At 67.1% G+C, this 23,465-nt stretch carries 21 protein-coding genes; 9 read left to right on the top strand and 12 right to left on the bottom strand.

Going from position 1 to position 23,465, the window contains the following annotated elements:
* Positions 1 to 103: 103 nt before the first annotated feature.
* The 5 genes from ACFQ2S_RS12575 to ACFQ2S_RS12555 all read right to left on the bottom strand — a co-directional run bounded on the left by ACFQ2S_RS12575 (position 104) and on the right by ACFQ2S_RS12555 (position 5,639).
* On the bottom strand, positions 104 to 1,114 hold the full coding sequence (locus ACFQ2S_RS12575; RefSeq protein ID WP_386074913.1) for an oligopeptide/dipeptide ABC transporter ATP-binding protein: 1,011 nt from the start codon (positions 1,112 to 1,114) through the stop codon (positions 104 to 106).
* Positions 1,111 to 2,079, bottom strand: a complete 969-nt coding sequence (locus ACFQ2S_RS12570; protein WP_386074911.1) for an oligopeptide/dipeptide ABC transporter ATP-binding protein — start codon at positions 2,077 to 2,079, stop codon at positions 1,111 to 1,113. The genes ACFQ2S_RS12575 and ACFQ2S_RS12570 overlap by 4 nt, the downstream gene beginning before the upstream one ends.
* Positions 2,080 to 2,082: 3 nt before the next feature.
* Positions 2,083 to 3,027 (bottom strand): ABC transporter permease subunit, encoded by a 945-nt coding sequence (locus ACFQ2S_RS12565; protein ID WP_386074910.1) that lies wholly within the window; start codon positions 3,025 to 3,027, stop codon positions 2,083 to 2,085.
* An 8-nt stretch (positions 3,028 to 3,035) separates the two neighbouring features.
* Entirely contained in the window at positions 3,036 to 3,959 is a 924-nt protein-coding gene (gene oppB / locus ACFQ2S_RS12560) for an oligopeptide ABC transporter permease OppB (protein WP_386074909.1), read from the bottom strand.
* 63 nt (positions 3,960 to 4,022) lie between these two features.
* Positions 4,023 to 5,639 carry a peptide ABC transporter substrate-binding protein gene (locus ACFQ2S_RS12555; protein WP_386074908.1) on the bottom strand — a complete coding sequence of 539 codons (1,617 nt, stop codon included), beginning with the start codon at positions 5,637 to 5,639 and terminating at the stop codon, positions 4,023 to 4,025.
* Positions 5,640 to 6,167: 528 nt separating this feature from the next.
* On the opposite strand from ACFQ2S_RS12555, the gene ACFQ2S_RS12550 reads away from it, so the two are divergent.
* From ACFQ2S_RS12550 to ACFQ2S_RS12535, 4 genes are all read left to right on the top strand, one after another.
* Complete coding sequence (locus tag ACFQ2S_RS12550) at positions 6,168 to 7,421, top strand: imelysin family protein (RefSeq protein ID WP_386074906.1); 1,254 nt, start codon at positions 6,168 to 6,170, stop codon at positions 7,419 to 7,421.
* Between the two features lie 151 nt (positions 7,422 to 7,572).
* Positions 7,573 to 9,069: a di-heme oxidoreductase family protein gene (locus ACFQ2S_RS12545; RefSeq protein ID WP_386074905.1), complete on the top strand. Its 1,497-nt coding sequence runs from the start codon at positions 7,573 to 7,575 to the stop codon at positions 9,067 to 9,069.
* 14 nt (positions 9,070 to 9,083) lie between these two features.
* A complete protein-coding gene (locus ACFQ2S_RS12540) occupies positions 9,084 to 10,148 on the top strand; it encodes a DUF1513 domain-containing protein (RefSeq protein ID WP_386074904.1) in 1,065 nt (354 codons plus the stop codon).
* A 136-nt stretch (positions 10,149 to 10,284) separates the two neighbouring features.
* Entirely contained in the window at positions 10,285 to 11,016 is a 732-nt protein-coding gene (locus tag ACFQ2S_RS12535; RefSeq protein ID WP_386074902.1) for a class I SAM-dependent methyltransferase, read from the top strand.
* Here the strand turns inward: ACFQ2S_RS12535 and ACFQ2S_RS12530 are convergent.
* On the bottom strand, positions 11,013 to 12,386 hold the full coding sequence (locus ACFQ2S_RS12530; RefSeq protein WP_386074994.1) for a phosphomannomutase: 1,374 nt from the start codon (positions 12,384 to 12,386) through the stop codon (positions 11,013 to 11,015). The genes ACFQ2S_RS12535 and ACFQ2S_RS12530 overlap by 4 nt on opposite strands.
* 142 nt (positions 12,387 to 12,528) lie before the next feature.
* Here ACFQ2S_RS12530 and ACFQ2S_RS12525 point away from each other — a divergent pair, with 142 nt between their 5' ends.
* Positions 12,529 to 13,185 carry an NnrU family protein gene (locus ACFQ2S_RS12525; protein WP_386074901.1) on the top strand — a complete coding sequence of 219 codons (657 nt, stop codon included), beginning with the start codon at positions 12,529 to 12,531 and terminating at the stop codon, positions 13,183 to 13,185.
* A gap of 6 nt (positions 13,186 to 13,191) precedes the next feature.
* On the opposite strand, the gene ACFQ2S_RS12520 is transcribed toward ACFQ2S_RS12525, so the two are convergent.
* The 6 genes from ACFQ2S_RS12520 to ACFQ2S_RS12495 all read right to left on the bottom strand — a co-directional run bounded on the left by ACFQ2S_RS12520 (position 13,192) and on the right by ACFQ2S_RS12495 (position 19,436).
* Positions 13,192 to 14,187, bottom strand: a complete 996-nt coding sequence (locus tag ACFQ2S_RS12520; protein ID WP_386074899.1) for an ABC transporter ATP-binding protein — start codon at positions 14,185 to 14,187, stop codon at positions 13,192 to 13,194.
* Positions 14,184 to 15,218, bottom strand: a complete 1,035-nt coding sequence (locus ACFQ2S_RS12515; protein WP_386074898.1) for a Gfo/Idh/MocA family protein — start codon at positions 15,216 to 15,218, stop codon at positions 14,184 to 14,186. Before ACFQ2S_RS12515 ends, ACFQ2S_RS12520 begins: the two co-directional genes overlap by 4 nt.
* Complete coding sequence (locus tag ACFQ2S_RS12510) at positions 15,215 to 16,054, bottom strand: carbohydrate ABC transporter permease (RefSeq protein ID WP_386074896.1); 840 nt, start codon at positions 16,052 to 16,054, stop codon at positions 15,215 to 15,217. The genes ACFQ2S_RS12515 and ACFQ2S_RS12510 overlap by 4 nt, the downstream gene beginning before the upstream one ends.
* 10 nt (positions 16,055 to 16,064) lie before the next feature.
* Positions 16,065 to 16,982 (bottom strand): carbohydrate ABC transporter permease, encoded by a 918-nt coding sequence (locus tag ACFQ2S_RS12505; RefSeq protein ID WP_386074894.1) that lies wholly within the window; start codon positions 16,980 to 16,982, stop codon positions 16,065 to 16,067.
* 259 nt (positions 16,983 to 17,241) lie between these two features.
* On the bottom strand, positions 17,242 to 18,498 hold the full coding sequence (locus tag ACFQ2S_RS12500) for an ABC transporter substrate-binding protein (RefSeq protein ID WP_089233583.1): 1,257 nt from the start codon (positions 18,496 to 18,498) through the stop codon (positions 17,242 to 17,244).
* Positions 18,499 to 18,542: 44 nt separating this feature from the next.
* Positions 18,543 to 19,436 (bottom strand): N-acetylmuramic acid 6-phosphate etherase, encoded by an 894-nt coding sequence (locus tag ACFQ2S_RS12495; protein WP_386074892.1) that lies wholly within the window; start codon positions 19,434 to 19,436, stop codon positions 18,543 to 18,545.
* 162 nt (positions 19,437 to 19,598) lie between these two features.
* On the opposite strand from ACFQ2S_RS12495, the gene ACFQ2S_RS12490 reads away from it, so the two are divergent.
* Genes ACFQ2S_RS12490 through nagA form a run of 4 tightly spaced genes read left to right on the top strand, consistent with a single transcriptional unit; the run spans position 19,599 to position 23,430 of the window.
* Positions 19,599 to 20,477, top strand: a complete 879-nt coding sequence (locus tag ACFQ2S_RS12490) for a BadF/BadG/BcrA/BcrD ATPase family protein (RefSeq protein ID WP_386074890.1) — start codon at positions 19,599 to 19,601, stop codon at positions 20,475 to 20,477.
* A complete protein-coding gene (locus ACFQ2S_RS12485) occupies positions 20,474 to 21,235 on the top strand; it encodes a GntR family transcriptional regulator (protein WP_386074888.1) in 762 nt (253 codons plus the stop codon). Before ACFQ2S_RS12490 ends, ACFQ2S_RS12485 begins: the two co-directional genes overlap by 4 nt.
* Positions 21,236 to 21,247: 12 nt before the next feature.
* On the top strand, positions 21,248 to 22,279 hold the full coding sequence (locus ACFQ2S_RS12480; protein ID WP_386074886.1) for an SIS domain-containing protein: 1,032 nt from the start codon (positions 21,248 to 21,250) through the stop codon (positions 22,277 to 22,279).
* Positions 22,276 to 23,430, top strand: coding sequence for an N-acetylglucosamine-6-phosphate deacetylase (gene nagA / locus ACFQ2S_RS12475; protein WP_386074885.1), 1,155 nt, complete (start codon positions 22,276 to 22,278; stop codon positions 23,428 to 23,430). Before ACFQ2S_RS12480 ends, nagA begins: the two co-directional genes overlap by 4 nt.
* The last annotated feature ends 35 nt before the right edge of the window (positions 23,431 to 23,465 follow it).

Below are 23,465 nucleotides of genomic sequence, written 5' to 3'. Positions count from 1 at the left end.
GCCAACCCAGCGTTGGGCGGCATGACCCGCCCCACTGTTTCGTATCCTGCAAAAAAGGGCGCGCCGGAGGATCCGACGCGCCCTTTTCAGGTCCTTTAAGGCCTCAAGCGAGCTCTGCCCGGCCCTCCATCGCCGTCACCGGACAGGCGGAGTGATGTCCGGGCCCGACTGGCAGCATCTCCGGCAGCCCCGCGGCGCAGGCCGGTTTCGCGAGCGGGCAGCGGGTGCGGAAGACGCAGCCGGACGGCGGCTTCAGCGGCGAGGGCAGATCGCCTTCGAGCACCGGATGCTCGCGGGCGAGCTCGACCTTGGGATCGGGGATCGGCACCGCCTGCACCAGCGAGCGGGTGTAAGGGTGGACCGGGTGTTCGATCAGCTCGTCGGCCTGCGCCGTCTCCATTACCCGGCCGAGATACATCACCAGGATGCGGTCCGAGATGTGCTTCACCACGCTGAGGTCGTGAGCGATGAAGATCAGCGACAGCCCGAGGTCGCGCTGCAGCTCGGCCAGCAGGTTGATCACTTGCGCCTGCACCGAGACGTCGAGCGCCGAGACCGGCTCGTCGCAGATCACCAGTTCCGGATTCAGGATCAGTGCGCGGGCGATCCCGATCCGCTGGCACTGGCCGCCGGAAAATTCGTGCGGGTAGCGGTTGATCTGGTTCGGTAGCAGGCCGACGCGCTCCATCAGCTCGCCCACGCGCCGCTTGACCTCGGCCTTCTTGGTCTCGGGTTTGTGGGTCACCAGCGGCTCGGCGATGATCTCTCCGACCTTCATCCGCGGGTTGAGCGCCGCGAGCGGGTCCTGGAAGACCATCTGCGCGACCTGCCGGTGCCGCCGACGGTCGCCGGTGTTCATCGTCAGCAGGTCCTGGCCCTTCCAGAGGATGCGGCCGCCGGAGGCGGGGATGGTGTTGATGATGGCGCGGGCCACGGTGGACTTGCCGGAGCCGGACTCGCCCACGATCCCCAGCGTCTCACCCTTCTCCAGCTCGAAGCTCACGCCGCCCACGGCGTGCAACTTGAGCGACGGGGTCCAGGGCCAGGCGCCGCGCGGGCGCACATCGAACGTGACCTGAAGATCCTCGACCTTCAGCAGGGGCGCATCGCTCATGCTACCTCCTCCGGTTTGCGGTGACAGGCGCGCACGCGCGTCGCCGACTGGCGTTCCAATGCCGGCGGTTCGGTCGCGCAATGCTCCATGCGCAGCGGGCAGCGCGGCTCGAACGGGCACCCCTTGAAGCCCCGCAGCATGTCGGGCGGCTCGCCGGGGATGGTCGGCAGCACCTCTTCCTTGCGGTCGAGCCGCGGCACCGCCTCGAGCAGGCCCAGCGTATAGGGATGCGTGGGATGCTCGAAGATCTCCGAGGTCAGCCCGCGCTCCATGATCCGCCCGCCATACATCACCATCGTCCGATCGCAGGAGCCGGCGACGATGCCGAGGTCGTGGGTGATGAGGATCAGCGCGGTGTTGAACTCGTTCTTGATGTCGCGCAGCAGGTCCATGATCTGCGCCTGCACGGTCACGTCGAGCGCCGTGGTCGGCTCGTCGGCGATCAGCAGGCGCGGACGGCAGAGCAGCGACATGGCGATCATGATCCGCTGCCGCATGCCGCCGGAGAACTCGTGCGGATACATGGTGATCCGCGCCGCCGCATCGGGGATGCGCACCGCGTCGAGCATACGGATGCACTCGGCGCGGGCCTCGCGCCGGGACATGCCCCGGTGCAGGGTCAGCACCTCTTCCATCTGCTCAGAGACCTTCAGGAACGGGTTCAGCGAGGTCATCGGATCCTGGAAGATCATCGCGATCTCGGAGGCGCGGATCCGGTTCAGCTTTGCTTCCGGCAGGTTAAGGATCTCCTGTCCGTCCCACTTGACCGAACCGGCGGAGCGCCCGTTGCGGGCCAGCAGGCCTATGGCGGCGAAGGCGGTCTGGCTCTTGCCCGACCCGCTCTCGCCGACGATGGCGAGCGTGTCGCCCTGATCCACGTTGAAGGAGACCCCGTTGACCGCCGACACGATCCCGTCGTTGGTCTCGAACTTGACGCTGAGGTCCTTGATTTCAAGCAGCGCCATGGGTCAGCGATCCTTCGGGTCGAGCGCATCGCGCAGACCGTCGCCGACGAAGAAGAAGGCGAAGAGCGTGATGACGAAGAAGAAGAGAGGGAAGCCGAGCATCCAGAGCGTGCCGTATTGCATCTGGCTCGCGCCCTGGCTGATCAGCGCTCCCCAGGAGGTGTTGGGCTCCTGCACGCCGAGGCCCAGGAAGGAGATGAAGCTCTCGTAGATGATCATCGAGGGCACCAGCAGCGTGGCATAGACGATCACCACGCCAAGCAGGTTCGGCACGATGTGGCGGCGGATGATGGTCGAGGGGCGGACGCCGATGGCGTGGGCGGCCTCCACGAACTCCTTGTTCTTGATCGAGAGCGTCTGGCCGCGGGCGATCCGCGCCATGTCGAGCCAGGAGATCAGGCCGATGCCGACGAAGAGCATGAGCACCGACCGGCCGAAGACGACCAGCAGCAGGATCAGCACGAACATGTAAGGCACCGACATCAGCACGTCGACGATGCGCATCATCACGCTGTCGGTGCGCCCGCCGTAATAGCCGGCCGTGGCGCCATAGATCGTGCCCACGAACACGGCGATCAGCGCGCCGATCAGGCCGACCATCAGCGAGATCTGGGTGCCCTGCACGGTGCGGGCGAAGAGGTCGCGGCCCAGCTCGTCGGTGCCGAAAAAGTGCGGCTTGTCGCCGGCGGGCCCGCCGAACAGGGTCGGCTTGCCCATGGTCTCGACCTGGCCAAGCACGGACCAGTCGACCTCCTCGTTGGACCAGGCGGACAGGTGGCTGCCGAAGGCGGCGAAGAGGGCGACGAGGATCAGTACGATCAACCCGGCGACGGCGGCCTTGTTGCGGAAGAAGCGGATGCGGGCGTCGGCCCAGAGGGACCGGCCCTCGATGGCCGGCGCCATGTCGGCGCTGGCGAGGTCGGCGGCGGCCTTGCGGTTGAGCAGCATGGGCGGCCTCAGTATCGGATCTTGGGGTCGATCCAGGCGTAGAGGATATCGACCACGAGGTTGAAAAGGACGGTCAGCGCGCCGGTCAGGATGGTGATCCCCATGATCACCGAGTAGTCCCGGTTGAGCGCCGAATTGACGAAGAACACGCCGATGCCGCCGGTGGAGAAATACATGTCGATGACCACCGACCCGGTGATCATGCCGACGAAAGCCGGCCCGAGGTAGGAGATCACCGGCAGCAGCGCGGGCTTGAGCGCGTGGCGGAAGATCACCCGCCGCATCGGAAGGCCCTTGGCCCGTGCGGTGCGGATGTAGTTGGCGTTGAGCACTTCCAGCATCGACGAGCGGGTGAGCCGCGCGATCGAGGCCATGAAGGAGGTCGAGAGCGCGATCACCGGCATCACGATGTATTGCCACTGGCCCCCCTGCCAGCCGCCGCCCGGTAGCCAGCCGAGCCAAAGCGTGAACACCAGCACAAGGATCGGCGCCATAACGAAGTTGGGCAGCACCTGCGCGCCGACCGAGATGCCGACGGCGAGGTAGTCGAGCCAGGAATTGTGATAGACGGCCGCCATGATCCCCAGCGACATGCCGACGACCGTGGCCACCACGAAGGACCAGAAGCCGTAGGTCAGCGTCACCGGGAAGCCCTGGGCGATGATGTCGTTCACCGTCTGGTCCTTGTAGATGAAGGACGGCCCGAAATCGAAATGCACCACGACGTTCCAGACATAGTTGAACATCTGCACGACCAGCGGCTTGTCGAGCCCGTACTTGGCTTCGAGGTTGGCCATGATCGCGGGCGGCAGGGGCCGCTCCATGTCGAAGGGCCCGCCGGGCGCGGCGTACATGATCAGGTAGGACAGGACGACGAGGAACAGGAGCGTCGGGATGGCGACCGCGAGGCGCCGGATGATGAAGGACAGCATGGGGGAAGCCTGCAAATGGGTCGGGCGCGCGACCCTTGCCGCGCGCCCTGCCTGAAGGTCTGGTTATTTCTCGATGCGGTAGAGGTCTTTCGAGTACCAGTTGTTTTCGGCGTTGTTGTACGGCCACCCCTTGACGTCCGAGGACAGCAGGAAGGTGTTGGCATAGTGGTAGATCGGCACGATCGGCATATCGACCGACAGCAGCTTCTCGGCCGCGGTGTACATCTCGTTCGGGTTGTCCGAGGTCTTCGAGGTGGACATCAGCTCGTCATACTCGGCGCTGGAGTATTTCGCGTCGTTCGAGCCGTGCGGCGTGGTCAGCAGGTCGAGGAAGGTCGAGGCCTCGTTGTAATCCGCGCACCAGGCGCCGCGGGCAACGTCGAACTGGCCGTCGCGGCGCACGTCGAGATAGGTCTTCCACTCCATGTTCTCGAGCGTGGTCTCGACACCCAGCTTCTGCTTCCACATCGCCGCGACGATGGTCGCGATCGCCTTGTGGCTGTCCGAGGTGTTGTAGATCAGCTTGAGCTGCAGGTCGGAAACGCCCGCCTCTTCCATCAGCTCCTTGGCCTTCGCGTCGCGATCGGCCTGGCTCATGGAGGCGTATTCGATCTCGGGCATCTCGAAGCCCGCGGTCTTGAGATGGGCGAAGTTGTAGGCCGGCCACTGGCCGCCCTTGAGGATCTGGTTGACGATCACGTCGCGGTCGACGGCATAGGCCAGCGCCTGCCGGACGCGCGGGTCCTGCAACTCGGGCTTGGCGCCGTCACGCAGGTTGAACGCATAGTAGTAGGAGCACAGACGCGGCACCGAGGTCGCCTCGTCCGGGCGCTCTTCCTTGAGCACCGGGAACTGGCCGTCGGGCAGCGGTTCCAAGTGGTCGATCTCGCCGGCCTTGTAGCGGGTCAGCGCCTGGTTCACGTCGTTGATGACGTAGCCGGTCGTCTTCTCGATGATGACGTTGTCGGCATCCCAGTACATCGGGTTCTTTTCACGGGTGTGGTACTCGTTCAGCACCATCTCGGTCAGCACGTAGGCACCGTTGGAGACAATGTTCTCCGGATCGGTCCACTTGGCGCCATGCGCCTCGATGGTGGCGCGGTGGGCCGGCATCATCGTGGCGTAGGTGGTCATCGCCGGGAAGTAGGGCAGCGGCTGGGTCAGCTGCACCTCGAGCGTGTGATCGTCGATCGCCTTCACGCCGAGTTCGGTCGGGTCCATCTCGCCCGCAACGATCTCCTTGGCGTTCACGATGGAGGCCAGCTCCATGTACCAGGCATAGGGCGAGGCGTTGGCCGGATCGACCGCGCGCTGCCAGCCGTAGACGAAGTCTTCGGCCACGACCGGGTCACCGTTCGACCACTTCGCCTCGGGGCGCAGGGTGAAGGTGTAGGTCTGGTTGTTGTTGGAGGCCTCGAAGCCCGTGGCGACGCCCGGGATCAGGTTGCCGTCAGCGTCCTGGATCATCAGGCCTTCGAACAGGTCGCGGATCACGTGGTGACCGGCGGTTTCCTCGTTGAGCTGCGGATCGAGCGTCGGGAACTGGTCCAGAAGCCGATAGGAGAAGGTCTGGTTGTCGGCGAGTGCCTCGCCGGTTACCGGATGGGTGCCCTCGGCCAGCGCGGCGGTGGCAAATACCAGCGCGGCGGCGGAAAGCTTCAAGGTTGCCTTGATGTTCATTGGCAGACTCCCAGTTGAATGATTTTTGGCCCTCTCGGCGCCTCGACGACGAGGGCTCACACTTCGAGCACTATGACCCTCGCCGGTTGGTTGCGCCAATATTTTCTCCTGATTGACGGTCGCAAGCTTGACGTAGCGATACGCAGCGGAAGCCTCATGCAGAAGCCGAGACGTGCCGGGGGGTGCAGATCGTTGCAAGTCACGCGGTTGCGCTATAGCGCGGACGGCGTTGGCGCTAAATGGTCGCGGTGCGCCCGAATGCGCCGTTCACGGCCTCCTCAAGCCCGGAATCCACGCCTCCAATCGCGATTCGGCGAACTCAGCCGAAGTGCGTGCGCGCCTCTGCCCGGATTTCCCGCATCCGCGGGTCGGCGTTTTGGCACGCCCTGGCACCATGAAAAAATCTGCGTCGCTCTTTCCTATTAATTTAGTCAGGTATCTTGTCCGACAAATTTCATATGGTAATGGTATCGGCGATCCATGTGCCGCGGCGCACATGACCCAGACTGCAAGAAGCAAGGATTTCCGATGATCATTCGAACCACCGCCCTCGCGGCCCTCCTGTCCGGCACGGCGCTGGCCGCGCAGGCCGCCGAGCCGGCCGAGGTGCTTGTCACCTATGCCGACATCGCGCTTGCCGGATACGAAGACAGCCTGGACACTGCGCGTGCCCTGAGGTCCGCGCTCGAGGCGCTCGCCGCCGAGCCGTCAGATGCGACCCTCGAAGCCGCGAAGGAGGCCTGGAAGGCCGCCCGTATCCCCTACCAGCAGACCGAGGCCTACCGCTTCGGCAACCCGGTGGTGGACGAGTGGGAAGGCAACGTGAATGCCTGGCCTTTGGACGAGGGGCTGATCGACTATGTCGACGGCGAGCACGGCCTGAACGACGCCAATCCGCTGGCCGGCGCCAACGTCATCGCCAATCCGCAGCTCGAGGTCTCCGGCACGACGCTGGACGCCACCGAGATCACGCCCGCCGTCCTGCGCGAGATGCACGAGATCGACGGCATCGAGGCCAACGTGACCACCGGTTACCACGCCATCGAGTTCCTCCTCTGGGGGCAGGACCTGAACGGCACCGGCCCCGGCGCGGGCAACCGTCCGGCCACCGATTTCGACACGGCGAACTGCACCGGCGGCAATTGCGACCGGCGGGTTCAGTACCTGCTGGCCGCGGCCGACCTGCTTGTTTCGGATCTCGAGGACGCGGTGGCGCTCTGGTCCGAAGGTGGCCAGGGCCGCACCGAGGTAACCGCCGATACGCAGGCTGGCATGGTCATGGCCTTTACCGGCATGGGCTCTCTGTCCTACGGCGAACAGGCCGGCGAGCGCATGAAGCTCGGCCTGCTGCTGCACGATCCGGAGGAAGAGCACGACTGCTTCTCCGACAACACGCACATCAGCCATTATTACGACGCCCAAGGCATCCGGAACGTCTACACCGGCACCTACGAGCGGGTTGACGGCAGCACGGTCGAGGGCCCGTCGCTCTACGACGTCGTCAAGGAACGCGACCCGGCGCTGGCCGATGCGCTGCTGGCCGATCTCGACGCTACGATGGAAAAGATGAGCGCCATCGTCGCCGCCGCCGAGGCTGGCACGGCCTATGACCAGCTGATTGCCGCCGGCAATGCCGAGGGCAACCAGCTGGTGCAGGACGCCATCGACGCGCTGGTCGCCCAGACCCGCAACATCGAGCGCGCGGTCGCGGCCGTCGGGCTCGACCCGATCAGCGTCGAGGGCTCCGACAGCCTTGATGCGCCCAGTGCCGTCTTCGAATAGGCGTCTTTCGGCCAGGTCAGCCCCGGTCGCGGCCGGGACCGCAGCGTCGCCGGGGGGCCAGCCCCCCGGTCCCCCCGGGATATTTGTCGACAGAAGAAGTGGGAACGCGTTGGGGCGCTCGGCGAGGATCCTGCTCACGTGGACGGCGGTCGTGGCGGTGAGTTCGGCCACGGCAGCGGAACGGCTGTCTGGCTGGGGCGAGCCGCATTTGCGGATCGAGCCCCGGACGGCCGAGGACGCGGCGCGCGTCGCGGCGGTGACGTCGCTGCCGCGCGACTTCTCGACCGCTGAACCATTCGAGGCCCGCCTGGCCGGGGCAGCGACGCATTTCGACAGGCGGACGCGGGTGCCGTTCTCCCTGCCCGCCGCCAATCTGAGACCCGAGCTTGGGCTCGATTTCGCGGTCGGAAACGGGCTGTTCAAGAAGCTCTGGGTCGAAGCGCCGACGGCGACGACAGCGAGCGACGGGCTAGGCCCCCTGTTCAACGGGCGCGGCTGCAAATCGTGCCATATCCGCGACGGCCGCGGGCACCCGCCTGAGAACGCCGAGGATTTCGGGGTGTCGATGGTGCTGCGCCTGTCGGTGCCCAAAGCGGCATCGGATCTTCCCTTGGAGATCCTCGCATATCTCAACAATGCGCCGGAGCCGTTCTACGGGGCGCAGCTTCAGGATAAGTCGGTGGCCGGCCTGGCAGCCGAGGGGCGGGTGCGGGTGGACTATGCGCCGGAGTCCGTCACCCTCGCCGACGGCACGGTGGTGGAGCTGCGCCGGCCGACCTACACGATCCACCGGTTAGCCTATGGCCCGCTGCACCCCGAGGTGCAGACCAGCCCGCGCATCGCCTTGCCGATGATCGGGCTCGGGCTGCTGGAAGCCATTCCGGAGGCGGATATCCTGGCCAATGCCGATCCCGAGGATGCAGATGGCGACGGGATTTCCGGGCGTCCGAACGTGGTCTGGTCGCTCGAATACGAGCAATGGATGCTGGGGCGCTTCGGCTGGAAGGCCGGGCAACCGACGCTGGCGCAGCAGAATTCCGATGCGTTTTACCATGATATCGGCATCTCGACCCCGCTGCTCGCTGCCGCCTGGGGCGACTGCACAAAGGCCCAGGTCGATTGCCGCGCAGCGCCACATGGCGAAAGCGGCAATGCCGAGGGCCGCGAGATCCCGACCGCCGCGATGGACCTGCTGACCTTCTACACCCGGAACCTCGCCGTGCCGGCCCGGCGGAACGTGGACGACCCGCAGGTGCTGGAGGGCAAGCGGCTGTTCCACGAGGCGGGCTGCGCGTCCTGCCACCGTCCGAAATACGTGACGCACAGGTTGGACGGCCAGCCGGAGCAGGATTTCCAGCTGATCTGGCCCTACACCGACCTGCTGCTGCACGACATGGGTCCGGGCCTCGCCGACAACCGGCCGGAAGCCGCCGCAACCGGACGCGAGTGGCGCACGCCGCCGCTCTGGGGCATCGGGCTGACCGCCCGTGTGTCCGGTATCGAGACCTATCTGCACGACGGGCGGGCACGCTCGCTCCTGGAGGCGATCCTGTGGCATGGTGGCGAGGCGGAGCCTGCCCGCGACGCCGTGAGCGAGATGCCTGCCGCCGAGCGCGACGCCCTTCTGAAGTTCCTGAACTCCCTTTGAGACGAGACCGAGACATGGACAGACGCCAGTTCCTCGCCACTTCCACCGCCTTCCTCGCAGCACCGGCCTGGGCAGCGGCCGATGCCGGGGCGCCGGCTTATGTCACCGCCGCGTCGCGGCCCGACGGCAGCACCTGGATCGTGGGGCTGAGCGCCGCCGGCACGCAGCGCTTCGCCTTCCCGATCCCCGGCCGCGGCCATGCCGCCGCCCTGCACCCTTCCCGCGCCGAGGCGATCGCCATGGCGCGCCGTCCGGGCACCTTTGCCGTCGTGATGGATTGCACCGACGGGCGCGAAATCACGCGGCTGGCCTCGCCCGAGGGGCGGCACTTCTACGGCCACGGCGCCTATACCGCGGACGGGCGCTACCTGCTGACCACCGAGAACGCCTATGACGTGCCGGAGGGGCGGTTGGGTGTCTGGGATGCCGAAGCCGCCTATGCCCGGGTCGACGATCTGCCCTCGGGCGGGATCGGCCCGCACGAGATCATCCGGCTCGCGGACGGCGGGTTCTGCGTCGCCAACGGCGGCATTCAGACCCACCCGGATTACGAGCGGCGGATGCTCAACATCCCGACGATGCGGCCGAACCTGACCTACCTGTCCGAGGCGGGCCAGATCGACGAGAGCGTCGAGCCGCCCGAGGCGATGCGGCTGAACTCGATCCGACATATCGCGGCCAGCGGCGCGCAGGTGGCGATCGCGTTGCAATGGCAGGGCAATCCGCTGGAGCAGGTGCCGCTGATGGCGACCCATCGGCGGGGCGAGGCGCTGCAGTACCATGACCACCCGGAGACCCGGCGGCTCAAGCAATACGCCGGTTCGATCGCTCTGGCTGTGGACGGGCGCGAGATCGTGGTGACCGGGCCGAAGGGCGGGCATGTGATCTTTTTCGACGCCGCCAGCGGCAGCCCGATCCCCGGCCGCGACCTGGAGGTGGCCGCCGGGGCGGCGCCGTCTGCGGAAGGCATGGCGATCACGGTTGCCGGCGGGCTCGCCTTTGGCGACAGCCGTAGCAGCCGGTTCGTGCCGGTTCCGGGCGACTGGTCCTGGGACAATCACCTGGTGGTCATCGGCTGAGGAACGGGCGGAGGGGGCTGTCTGCCCCCGCGCGGCCCTGGCCGCGCTCCCCGAGGATATTTCTGGACAGGTGAACGCAGCCCGTCGCAGGAACTGCGTGGTAGCGCGGGACTGAAACCGGGTCGGGAGACAGGCGATGACGGCATTGGACGAGGCGGGCGCGCTTCTGGACGGCGCGGAGGGGCGGCAGGAGATGGCCGCCCGGCTGGTGCACGGCCTCGGCTTGCGGGAGGTCCTGGAACTCGGGGTCTGGCGTGGCGATTTCGCGGCGGCGATGCTGCGGGCCTGTTCCGGGATCGAGACCTACTGGATGCTCGACCCCTGGCGCCGTCTGGACGGGTGGAACAAGCCCTGGAACGTCTCGGATTCGGAGTTCGACGAGGTCTTTGCCGCAGCGATGGCGGCGACGGAGTTCGCCGGCGACCGGCGCCGGGTGCTGCGCGGAACGACCGTGGAGGCGATCGCGGAGATCCCGGACGGCAGCCTCGACTTCGCTTATGTCGACGGCGATCACACCCTGCGCGGGATCACCGTCGACCTGCTGAACGTCTGGCCCAAGCTGCGCGACGGCAGCTGGCTGATGGGCGACGATTTCAGTCCGACGATCTGGCAGCACCGGGCGGAGTTCGAACCGACCATGGTGTTTCCCTGGGCGGTCCATTTCGCCGAAGCGGTGCAATGTCCGATCCTTGCGCTGCCGCACCAACAGTTCCTGATCCGCAAGGATCTCGCGCGCCCGGGCTTCGCGCTGCGCGACCCGGACGGGCGCTACGGGCCGACCGACGTGCTGGCGCAGATGCCCCCGCCCCCGGGCGGACGGGGGTGGAAGGCGCGGGCGAAGCGGCTGGTGCGAAAGGCCTTCGGCTAGGAAGCGAAGGCGGAGATCAGGCTGGTGACCTCGGCGGTGCGCGTCTCGAGCGCGGCACGGTCGCCACGGGTTTCCACGTTGAGGCGCAGCACCGGTTCGGTGGCCGAACTGCGCAGGTTGAGCCGCCAATCCGGGAAGGCGAGCCCCAGCCCGTCCATCCGGTCGATCTCGGGCGCGGCGCCGGCATAGGCCGCCTCGACGGCCTTCATTGCGGCGCCGGGATCGGTCACGCGGAAGTTGATCTCGCCCGAGGAGGGGAAAGCAACGCGGCGGTCGCCCACCAGCGCCGAGAGCGGCTGGCCGGTGCGGCAGACATGTTCGGCGATCAGCAGCCAGGGGATCATGCCGCTGTCGCAATACATGAAGTCCCGGAAGTAGTGATGCGCGGACATCTCGCCGCCATAGACGGCATCGACCCGGCGCATCGCGGCCTTGACGTGGACATGGCCGGTGAGAGAGGCGACCGCCTCGCCGCCCGCCGCCGCCACGAGCTCCTGCGTGTTCCACATGACGCGCGGGTCGTGGACGATCTTCGCGCCCGGCACCTTGCCGAGGAAGGCGGTGGCGAGAAGGCCGACGAGGTATTCGCCGTCTATGAAGCTGCCGGTCTCGTCGAACAGGAAGCAGCGGTCGAAATCGCCGTCCCAGGCGACGCCGAAATCGGCGGTTTCTGCCTTGACCGACTCGGCAGTGACGGGACGGTTCTCCGGCAGCAGCGGGTTCGGGATGCCATGCGGGAAGCTGCCGTCCGGCGTGTGGTGAAGGCGGGAGAACGTGATCTCCGCGCCACGTTCGGCGAGGGCCCCGGCGATGGCATCGAAGGTCGGGCCGGCGCAGCCGTTGCCGGGGTTGACCAGGATCTTCAGGCCCTTGAGCGCGGTCGGGTCGATGAAGGAGAGCACACGCTCGACATAGGCCGGGCGCGGGTTCTCGCGGCGCAGGGTGCCGCGCGGGCCGTTGGGGGTCTCGGCACCGGCCGCGACGCGGTCGTGGATCTCCTGGAAGCCTTCCGCAGGCGGGATCGGGCGCGCTCCGGGACCGACGAGCTTGATGCCGTTGTAGTCGATCGGATTGTGCGAGGCGGTGACCATCAGGCCGCCTCCCGCGCCGTAGTGATCGGTGGCGAAATAGACCTCCTCGGTGCCGCAAAGCCCGATGTCGATCACGTCGACGCCGCTCTCCAGCAGGCCCTCGGCGAGCGCCGATGCGAAGTCTTCCGACGTGGCCCGCACGTCGCGGCCGATCACGACCGTGCCCGGCGTCATGACCGCGGCAAAGGCGCGGCCGATGGCGCGGCAGGTGTCTGCGGTCAATTCCTCGCCGACGCGGCCGCGCACGTCGTATCCCTTGAAACAGGCCAGTCTCATAATTCACTCCTGCCAAATTCGCCGCGACCTTAGGGGGCAAGCCGCGAGACCGCCAGCCCTGCGACCATCGGAATCGACGCGGTGACTTGGCCTGGGAAACACCACGTTGCAGGATCGCCGCACTGGGCAAGGAGGGAGATTGGGAATGGGTGACTGGGCAGAGCTGGCGGCGGCCTTTGCGGTGTTCCTGCTGAGCCATTCGCTCCCCGTCCGCCCGGCCAACAAGGCGCGGCTTGTGGCGGCGCTCGGGCCGCGTGGCTTCACGCTCGCCTATTCCCTGCTGTCGCTTGCGGCGCTGGCCTGGCTGATCGGTGCGGCGGCGCGCGCGCCGGTGGTGTTGCTCTGGGGCCGTGCGCTCTGGCAGTACCATGTGACCCTTGCCGCCATGGGATTGGCCGTGGCGCTCGCCGCGCTTGCCATCGGGCGGCCGAACCCGCTCTCCTTCGGCGGTGCGCGTAACGCGGCCTTCGATCCGGCGCAGCCCGGCATCGTCGGCTGGACGCGCCATCCGCTGCTGCTGGCGCTGCTGCTCTGGTCGCTGGCGCACCTTCTGCCCAATGGCGACCTCGCGCATGTGCTGTTGTTTGGCACCTTCGCGGGGTTCTCGGTGCTGGGGATGCGGATAATAGACCGGCGCAAGCGGCGGGAGATGGGGGCGGATGTCTGGGAAAGGCTCGCCCGCCGGGACCGTCGGATCACGCCGACGCGCGCAGGGCTGCTGCGCCTCGGGCTCGGGGCCATCGCCTATGCCGTCCTGCTCGTGCTCCACGGACCGGTCATCGGCGTGCAGCCGATGATCTGAGCGCCGTCACACCCGTGCACCCTCTGCGTCGAACACGTAGGACTCCGCCGGATCATAGGCCAGCGTGACGTCGGCGTCCCTCTGGATCTGGGACTGGCCAAAGATCCGCACCGTCACCTCGTCCCCTGCCGGGGTCCGCACCAGCAGGTGCGTGTCGCCGCCCAGCCGCTCCACATGCGCCACGGTCCCGCTGATCTGCCCGTCCTCGGCGATCCGCAGGTTCTCGGGCCGGATGCCGATGGTGTGCCCGGCCGTCCCGCCGAGCGTCTCGGCCGGCAGGAAATTCATCGACGGCGCACCGAGGAACCCGGCGACGAAGCGGTTCGCGGGGTTGTTATAGAGCTCCATCGGCGCACCGATCTGCTCCACCGCCCCGTCCCGAAGGACAACGATCTTGTCGGCCAGCGTCATTGCCTCGGTCTGGTCGTGGGTGACATAGATCATCGAGGCGTCGAGCGCCTTGTGCAGGCTGGCGATCTCGATCCGGGTCTTCATTCGCAGCGCGGCGTCGAGGTTGGACAGCGGCTCGTCGAACAGGAACAGCTTGGGCTCGCGCACGATGGCCCGCCCGATCGCGACCCGCTGGCGTTGACCGCCGGACAGCTCGGAGGGGCGGCGCTTGAGATAATCCTCGAGCGACAGCATGTGGCTGGCCTTTGCGACCCGCTCCTCGATCACCGCGCGGGGCTGACCCTCCTGCTTGAGGCCGAGCGCCATGTTCCCCTCCACCGTCAGGTGCGGGTAGAGCGCGTAGGACTGGAACACCATCGCGATGCCCCGCTTGGCGGGCGGGACCTGGTTGACCATCTCCCCGCCGATCTCGACGCTTCCCTCGGTGGCGTCCTCCAACCCGGCAATCACCCGCAGCAGCGTGGACTTGCCGCACCCCGACGGGCCGACGAAGACGACGAACTCGCCCTCGTCGACTTCCAGGTCGATGTTCCGGAGCACCTCGGTCTTGCCGAAGGACTTGCAGACGTTGATGAGTTTCAGGGCGGTCATTCGGCGTCTCCCGTGAGGTCGATAGCCCGCCCGGTACGGATGGACTCGTCGGCGGCAAGGCAGATGCGGAGCGACTGCACGGCATCCTGGGCATGGCGGGCGAGGTCGATATCCTCGACGATGGCGCGGAGCATGAACGCCTGCTCGGCATCGCAGAGCTCCTGGTGGCCCGGCTCGCCGGGGAAGTCGACGATCTCGTCGCCCGAGAGCCGATGGATCTTCAGCGCCCCGACCTTCGTATGTCCCTCCACGTCGTCGGAGCCCTCATCCGTCAGGCTGACGATCGACACGGCCCCTTTGGGGGAGACGATATCCTTCACGAAATGCGCGGTCTCCGACATCATCGGCCCCCAGCCGGCCTCGTACCAGCCGACGGAACCGTCCGCGAAGACCACCTGGAACTGGCCATAATTGTACATGTCCTCGGCGATCTCGTCGGAGAGCCGTAGGCCCATACCATGCACCCGAACAGGCGCGGCATCGGTGATCTGGCACATCACGTCAACGTAGTGCACGCCGCAATCGACGATGGGCGAGGTGGTCTGCATCAGCTGCTTGTGGGTCTCCCAGGTCGGCCCGTCGGACTGCTGGTTGAGGTTCAGCCGGAAGACATACGGCCCGCCGAGCGTGCGCGCCTCTGCGATCAGCCGCTGCCACGAGGGATGGTGCCGCAGGATGTAACCGACGACGAGCTTGCGCCCGGTCCGCGCAGCCGTCTCGGCCACGCGCTCGGCATCGGCCACGGTCGTCGCCAGCGGCTTCTCGACGAAAACATGCGCCCCCGCCTCCATGGCTGCGCAGGCATAGTCGGCGTGGCTGTCGGAATAGGTCGCGATGCACACGAGGTCCGGCCGCGCCTCGGCCAACCCTTCCTCGAAGGTGCGAAACCGGGGATAGCCGGCGAGCGCCTCGGGCAGGTCGCGCCCGGACCGGTCGACCAGGCCCACGATCTCGGAGCCGGGATGTTCGTGATGGGCGAGCGCATGGCTCAGCCCCATGTTGCCGAGACCGGCGATGAGGGTGCGGATCATTTGACGGCTCCCGAGGTGATGCCGCGGATCAGCTGCCGCGAGAAGATGACGTAGAGGACCAGAACCGGCAGGATCGCCATCGACAGCGCCGAGAGCACCGCGTTCCAGTCGGTCACGAACTGCCCGATGAAGACCTGTGAGCCAAGCGTCAGCGTCTTGGTCGCCTCGGCCGGCGCGAGGATCAGCGGGAACCACAGGTCGTTCCAAATCGGGATCATGTTGAACACCGCAACCGTCGCCATGGCAGGCCGCACCAGCGGCAGCACGAGACGAAAGAAGATCGTGTACTCGCTGAGCCCGTCGATCCGTCCGGCGTTCTTGAGATCGTCGCTCACCTGCTTCATGAACTCGCTCAGGATGAACACGGCGAGCGGCAGGCCCTGGGCCGTGTAGACGAGTATCAACGCCAGCAGCGTGTTCACGAGGCCGGTCGCCACCATCATCTCCAGGATCGCCACCGTGCCAATCCGGATCGGGATCATGATGCCCAAAGCCAGGTAGAGCCCCATCAGCGTGTTGCCCCGGAACCGGTACTCGGCCAGCGCGAATGCCGCCATCGCCCCGAAGAGCAGGATGAAGAACAGCGAGCAGACCGTCACGATCATCGAGTTCTGGAAGTAGAGGAAGAAATCCCCCTGCTTGAACACGGTCTCGTAGCCGACGGTGGAAAACGTCTCTGACGAGGGCAGCGCGAGCGGCTCCCGAAAGATCGCCTTCCGCGTCTTGAAGCTGTTGATCAGGATCACGAAGACCGGGAACAGCGCGATCACCGTGTAGGTCAGCAGGATCAGATGCGCGGCGGCGGTGTTGAGCGGGTTGCGGCGTGCCTTGTTCATGGCGTCCCCCTCAGAACTGGTAGCGGCGCAGCCGCGTCTGGATGCCGAAGAGGTAGATGCAGACCCCGATCAGGATAATCACGAACATCGCCGTGGCAATCGCCGAGCCCATGTGCGGATCGCCCAGCTGCAATTGGAAGCCGAAGAAGGTGCGATAGAGGAACGTGCCGAGAATGTCGGTTGAGAAATTCGGCCCGGCCAGCGCGCCCTGCGCGGCGTAAATCAGGTCGAAGGCGTTGAAGTTGCCAACGAATGTCAGGATCGAGATGATCCCGATGGAGGGCAGGATCAGCGGCAGCTTGATCTTCCAGAAAGCGGACATGCCGGTGATGCCGTCGCATTCTCCCGCTTCCAGGATCTCCTCGGGGATCGACAGCAGCGCCGCGTAGATCAGCATCATCGGGATGCCCACGAACTGCCAGACCGAGATCAGCGCCAGCGTGGTCAGCGCGTATTCCTCCTTGCCCAGCCAGGGGGCGAAGAGCGACTTGAGACCGACCGCGTCGAGCAGCGACGGCGCGATGCCCCAGATCGGCGACAGGATCAGCTTCCAGGCAAAGCCCACGATCACGAAGCTCAGGATCGTCGGGATGAAGATCGCGGAGCGGTAGAGATGGGCGAAACGCAGCCGCGGATGGCTCAGGATCGCCGCCAGGATCACGCCGATCGGGTTCTGCACCACCATGTGGATGAAGAAAAACCAGAAGTTGTTGCCAAGGGCGTTCCAGAACTGCTCCGACCAGATCGCGTCGCCAAACAACGTCCGGAAGTTCTGCAACCCGACGAAGACCCGTTCCTGCCCGACTTCGGTGAAGAGCGAAAGCCGCAGCGTATTGAACAGCGGAAAGATCATCACCGCCGTGTAGACGAGGACAGCGGGCGCGAGGAACACGAGGATGTGCCAGCGCGGTCGAAGTCTGTCGGACATGGTGGTCACCCTCCCGGTGCCTCGGTCTGCTTTTTGGGGGTCGCCGGCGCGCCTGTCACATCGGACCCCGCCTGGCCTCTATCGGACGCCTGCGGCGCGGGTACTTGCGAGACGGAAGGCGCGGAATCCACCGGACAAGGCCACCGGACCAGGTCACTTTGGACGGCCGCGACTTCTTCTGTCCGGAAATATCCCTGCCGGAGGCTCCCGAAGTGTCCGCGGGCGGGCGGGCCGGCATCAACCGGCCCGCCGCCACGGGTTACTGCTGCGGTTCGTACCAGCTCGCGAGACCGTCCTGCAGGCGCTGCCCGGCATCCTCGGGCGATTCCGCACCCTTGATCACCTGGGCCGAGGCGTTCCAGGTCTCGTTCTCGAGATTCGGCGTGCCACGCGACAGGATCTGGTAGGTCGAGCGGATCGTCGGCTCGCACTTGCCGCGCCAGGAAACGAATTCCTGCGCCAACGGATCCTCCATCGCCACGTCATGGCTGGAGAGCGAGAAGAAGCCCGGCAGCGCGTTGGCGTAGATCTGGGCGAATTCTTCCGAGCCGACCCAGTTGAGGAAGGTCTTCGCGGCCTCTGCGTTCGGCGAGGCGGCGTTGAGCCCGATCGCGATGTCGGTGTGGTCCGAGATGTAGCAGGTGTCGCCGGCGCTCACGACCGGCGGCGGGAAGGCGCCCATCTCGAAATCGGCCTGGGCGTTGAAGCCCGAGATCTCCCAGGAGCCGGCCGGGTAGATCGCGGCGCGGCCGAGGGTGAAGAGGTTCTGGCTGTCGGGATAGGTCTGCGCCTCGAAACCGTCGCCGAGATAGTCCTTCCACTTGGCGATCTCGCGATAGGGCGCGACCCAGGGCTCGTCCGTCAGTTTCTGCTCACCGGCGATCAGGGCCAGCCGGCCTTCCTCGCCCTTCCAGTAGGTCGGGCCGATGTTCTGGTAGCCCATTGTGGCGGCTTCCCACTGGTCGTTGGTGCCCATCGCCATCGGGATGTAGCTGCCGTCCTCCTTCAGCTTGTCGAGCACGGCGTAGAATTCGTCGACCGTTGCGGGAGGCTCGACGCCCACTTCCTCGAAGGCTTCCTTGTTGTAGATGAAGCCATGGATCACGCTCGCCATCGGCACGCAGAAAGTGGCCGAGCCGTCATCGGTCTGCCAGGCGGACTTCGCGACATCGGAGAAGCTCGCCATTGCCTCCAGATCGCTCAGGTCGGCCAGCTTGCCATCCTCGAACAGCGCCAGCGAGGCGTCGAACGGGCGGCAGGTAATAAGGTCGCCCGCGCTGCCTGCATCCAGCTTGGAGTTCAGCACCGCGTTGTACTCGGCGGGCGCGGAGGGCGTGAAATTCACCTTGATGCCCGGATTGGCCGCTTCGAAAGCCGGGATGATCTGGTCCTGCCAGAGCGTCAGGTCGTCGTTGCGCCAGCTCTCGATGGTCAGCGTCACGTCCTGCGCGGCAGCAGGGCCGGCGACAATCGCGGTGGTGGCGAGCAACGCCGCGCCGATGATCTTGTGTGTCATGGTCCATTCCCTCTTGGTTGGTTCGGCGATCATTGCCGCCGGTTTCATGTTTCTTCTGCGATCCGGGCCAGCGCGGCGCGCAGGTTTCCCTGGTGGGTCGCGAGCAGCGCCGGCACCTTTTCCGCGGACGCTCCGGCGGCCAGCAGGACGGCCGGCTTCACCTCGCCTCTCGCCGCCTCGAGGCAGGCAGCCGCGCGTGCCTCGGAGACGTCCGCGATCCGAGCGATCATGCCGGTGGCGCGACCGACGAGCTTGGCGTTATCGGCGCGGAGGTTGACCATCATGCCATCGTAGACATGGCCGAGCGCGATGCCCATCAATGTCGACATCATGTTGAGCGTCGCCTTCTGGGCTGTTCCGGCGCCCAGCCGGGTCGAACCGGAGACCACCTCGGGCGGCGTGGCGAGCAGGATCGCGACCTCGGCTTCCTCCAACATCGGCGTGCCCGGGTTGTTGGCGATCGCGATGGTGCGGGCGCCCCGCGCACGGGCCTCGCGGAGGAAGGAGAGCGGATAGGGCGTGGTGCCGCTGGCGCTGATCGCGATCACGGCGTCGCCGGGCTGCACGCCGGACGCAGGGACAAGCGCGGCCTGCGCGTCGTCCTCGGTCGCGCCGGGCATGTGGGCGCCCTGGGGGATGCCGCCTGCCATGTGGAGCGCGATGCGGTCGGCGGGCAGGCCGAAGGTCGCCTCCAGTTCCGCGGCATCGGCCAGCGCCATCAGGCCTGACGAGCCGGCGGCGGCATAGACAAGGGACCCACCAGAGCGGATCGCCTCCGCCATCAGCTCGGCGCCGCGGGCGATCTGATCCAGGGCGCCGGCGACGGAGGCGAGCGCAGCCTGCTGGCTCGACAGCATCAATGCGGCAATCTCGGGCAGCGCCCGCGCATCGAGCCCCCGGGCCTCGGGATGCAATCCTTCCGTTTCCGGAGTCGCCATCTGATTCCCCCTGACACGCACCCCAACACGATACCTTTCTAATACCTCTTGTCTACCGCAATTTGCCAAGCCGCCCCAAAATGGCAACTCTGCGCACAAGTTGCATACCAACTACGCGCTTTTCTCTTCCGTTGGATGAATAGGTATCATATAGGTATCTACATGACGGAGGCAGCACCCAGACCACTCATCGGCATTGACGGCGGCGGCACTTCCTGCCGCATCGCGGTGCTGCATGACGGGCGTCGCAGCGAGGTCCGGTGCGGCCCCGCCAATGTCTCCACCGACCCCGAGGCCGCGATCTCGACCATCCTCAAAGGGCTGGACGACGCGGCGCGTGCGGCGGGGCTGTCGCCGGAGCAGATGGCGCGCGGGCAGGCCTTCGTCGGGCTCGCCGGTGCAATCGACCGGCGCGAAACCGACTTCGTGGCTGACAGGATGCCCTTCGACAGGATCGCGGTGGCCGACGACAGGCCAGCCGCGGTGATCGGTGCGCTGGCAGGGCAGGACGGAACCGTCGCCGGGCTCGGCACCGGATCGTTCATGGCCCGCAGCCGGGGCGAGTCGCTGAAGCTGATCGGTGGATGGGGGCTCGCGCTCGGCGACGAGGCCTCCGGCGCCTGGCTGGGGCGCGGGTTGCTGACGCGGAGCCTGTATGCCCATGACGGGCTGCTCGAGCATTCGCCGCTAACGCGCGAGATCATGGACGAATTCGAGGGCCCGCCGGGCGTGGTCCGGTTCAGCCTGCGGGCACGGCCCGGCGATTACGGGGCCTTCGCCCCGCGCATCGTGGCAGCGGCGGAGGCAGGCGACGCGGTGGCCCAAGGCCTCATGACGGATGGCGCCAACCACCTGGAACGGTCGGTCCGGGCGCTCGGCTGGCAGGAGGGCGAGCGGCTCTGCCTGATTGGCGGGCTCGCGGCCCCCTATGCCAGCGTGCTGCCGGAAGCGATGGCGCGCAGCCTGCATCCGCCGCAGGGCACGGCACTCGACGGCGCGCTGACGCTGGCCGCCCGTGTCGGCGGGGAGGCGCGGGCATGAGCGTCGCAACCTTCCTTGATCCCGAGAACTGGATGCAGAGCGGCAGCGGTCCGCGCTATGTCCGACTGCGCCGCCGCATCGAGGAGGGGATCGCCGAGGGCACCTTCCCGGCCGGTGCGCCGCTTCCACCCGAGCGCGAGATCGCCACGCTCACCGGCCTGTCGCGTGTCACCGTCCGCAAGGCGATCCAGGAGCTGGCCGAGAAGGGCGTGATCGTCCAGCGGCAGGGCTCAGGCTCCTTCGTGACCGGCCCGGATGACCGGCGGGTCGAGCAATCCCTGTCCCGGCTGACCTCCTTCACCGACGACATGGCCCGGCGCGGCATGGAGTCGACGGCGACCTGGCTCGAACGAGGCATCTTCTTCCCCTCGCCCGAAGAGGTCGTGGCGCTCGCCCTGTCCTCCGGCGACTCGGTGGCGCGACTGTCGCGCCTGCGGCTGGCCGACGGCCGGCCAATGGCGATCGAGCGGGCCTCGCTGCCGCTGGAGATCCTGCCCGACCCGAAATCGGTCGGGCGCTCGCTCTACGAGGTTCTGGAGCGCACCGGCAAGCACCCGGTCCGGGCGATCCAGAAGATCTCGGCCATCAACCTCGGTCCGGAGGAATCCGGTCTGCTCGGCCTTCAGCCCAACGACGCGGGACTCAAGATCGAACGCATGAGCTATCTCAAGGACGGCCGCGCGGCCGAATTCACCCGATCCACCTATCGCGGGGATGCCTACAATTTCGTGGCCGAACTGCGCCTGGCAAGCAAGTAGGACGGAAACAGCATGGAACATCCCCAGACCCAGATGCGGCGCGAGATCGACGAGATTCCGACGGCGGTGGAGCGCCTGCTGTCGAAGGGGCGGCTGGCGATCCAGGATGCGGCCCGCGCCGCCGCCGCCCGCGACCCGGCCTTTGCCATCACCATCGCGCGCGGCACGTCGGACCACGCCTGCACCTATCTGAAATACGCCAGCGAGCTGATGCTGGGCCTGCCCGTCGCCTCGGTCGGTCCTTCGGTCGCCTCGATCTATGGCGCACACCTGCGGCTGCAGCAGAGCCTGTGCATCGCAGTCTCTCAATCGGGCATGAGCCCGGACATCGTCGAGCTTGCCCGCATGGCCCGCTTCGACGGGGCGCTGTCGGTCGCGATCACCAACAACCGGCATTCGCCGCTGGCCGAGAGCAGCTCGCACACGCTCGACATCTGCGCGGGCCCGGAGCGTTCGGTCGCCGCGACCAAGACCTTCGTCAACTCGGTGGTCACCGCGCTTCTGCTGCTGGCCGAGTGGAAGCAGGACGCGGAACTCATCGCCGCGCTGCACCGCCTGCCGGATCTGCTCAACGGCGCGACCAAGCTCGACTGGCCGGAGGTGCGCGAGAACCTCACAGGCGACCGCTCGCTCTTCACGCTGGGCCGCGGCCCGGCCTGGGCGATCTCCAACGAGGCGGCGCTGAAGTTCAAGGAAACCTGCCAGCTTCACGCCGAGAGCTACTCCTCCGCCGAGGTGTTGCACGGGCCGGTCTCGATTGTCGGCGAGGGCTTCCCGGTGATCTGCTTCGCCGCCGAGGACCGGGCCGAACGGGCCGTGGCCGAGATCGCCGACCAGATCGCGCAGAAGGGGGCGAAGGTCTTCATCACCTCGCCGAAGGTCAGCCATGCCACCGCCATCGACCATGTCCGCACCGACCATCCGCTGACCGATCCGATCAGCCTGATCGTGTCGTTCTACGCCATGGTCGAGCGGTTCGCCGTCGAGCGCGGCATCGATCCCGATACGCCCCGTCACCTTCAGAAAGTGACCGAAACGCTATGACCTCCGGACCCACCGCCTTCGTCGGGGCGGAGATCTTCGACGGCGTCTCGATGCACGCCGGCAGCGCGCTGCTGGTCGAAAGAGAGCGCGTTGCGGCAATTGTCGCCGAGGGCGAGATCCCGGAGGGCGTACCCCGCCACAATCTGGACGGCGGCACGCTGGCACCGGGTTTCGTCGACCTGCAGGTCAACGGCGGCGGCGGCGTGATGTTCAACGACGCGCAAAGCGTCGAGACACTGCGCTGCATGGCCGAGGCCCATGCCCGGCTCGGCACCGCCGCGATCCTGCCCACGCTGATCACCGACAGCGCCGAGCGGACGCGGGCCGCGATCGAGGCCGCGGCCGAGGCCATCGCCGAGGGCGTTCCCGGTATCGCCGGCCTGCACCTCGAAGGGCCGCACCTGTCGCTGGCCCGCAAGGGCGCGCATGACCCGTCGCTCATCCGCCCGATGGAGGATGCCGACCTCGCGCTGCTCTGCGATGCCGCCGGACGGCTTCCCGCGCTGATGACGACCGTCGCGCCGGAATCGGTGCGCAACGACCAGATCGCCGCGCTGGCCGCCGCCGGTGCCATCGTGTCGCTCGGCCACACCGACAGCAGCTACGAGACCTGCCGCACGGCGGTTCGGGCCGGGGCGCGCTGCGTGACCCACCTCTACAACGCCCAGAGCCAGATGGGGCACCGCGAGCCCGGCGTGGTCGGGGCCGCGCTGACAGAAGGCGCGCTCTCGGCCGGGCTGATCGCCGATTTCGTGCATGTGCACCCAGCCGCGATCCTCGTCGCGCTTGCCGCCAAGCAGCGGCCCGGGCGGATCTTCCTCGTCACCGATGCGATGGCGCCGGCGGGTACGGATATCGGCGGATTCATCCTGAACGGACGGCGGATCGAGCGGCAAAACGGCCGGCTGACCCTCGCCGACGGCACGCTCGCCGGGGCCGATCTGGACCTCGCAACCGCGATCCGCAACCTCACCGGCACCCTCGGCCTGACACGGGCGGAGGCGCTGGCGATGGCGACCTCGGTGCCGGCAGCCGTTGCCGGGCTCTCCGCGCGGCACGGGCACCTTGCCGCCGGGCGGGTCGCGGACATGGTGCATCTCGACCGCGAGTGCAACCTGGCCGGCGTCTGGGTGGGCGGCGCAGCGATCTGAAACCGCAGACGCGGCGCGCTGTCCCAGCGCGACGC

The organism is Tropicimonas aquimaris (genome assembly GCF_042676185.1).
GTDB classification, from domain to species: Bacteria; Pseudomonadota; Alphaproteobacteria; order Rhodobacterales; family Rhodobacteraceae; genus Tropicimonas; species Tropicimonas aquimaris.
This window is presented reverse-complemented; position numbering and strand designations above follow the sequence as displayed.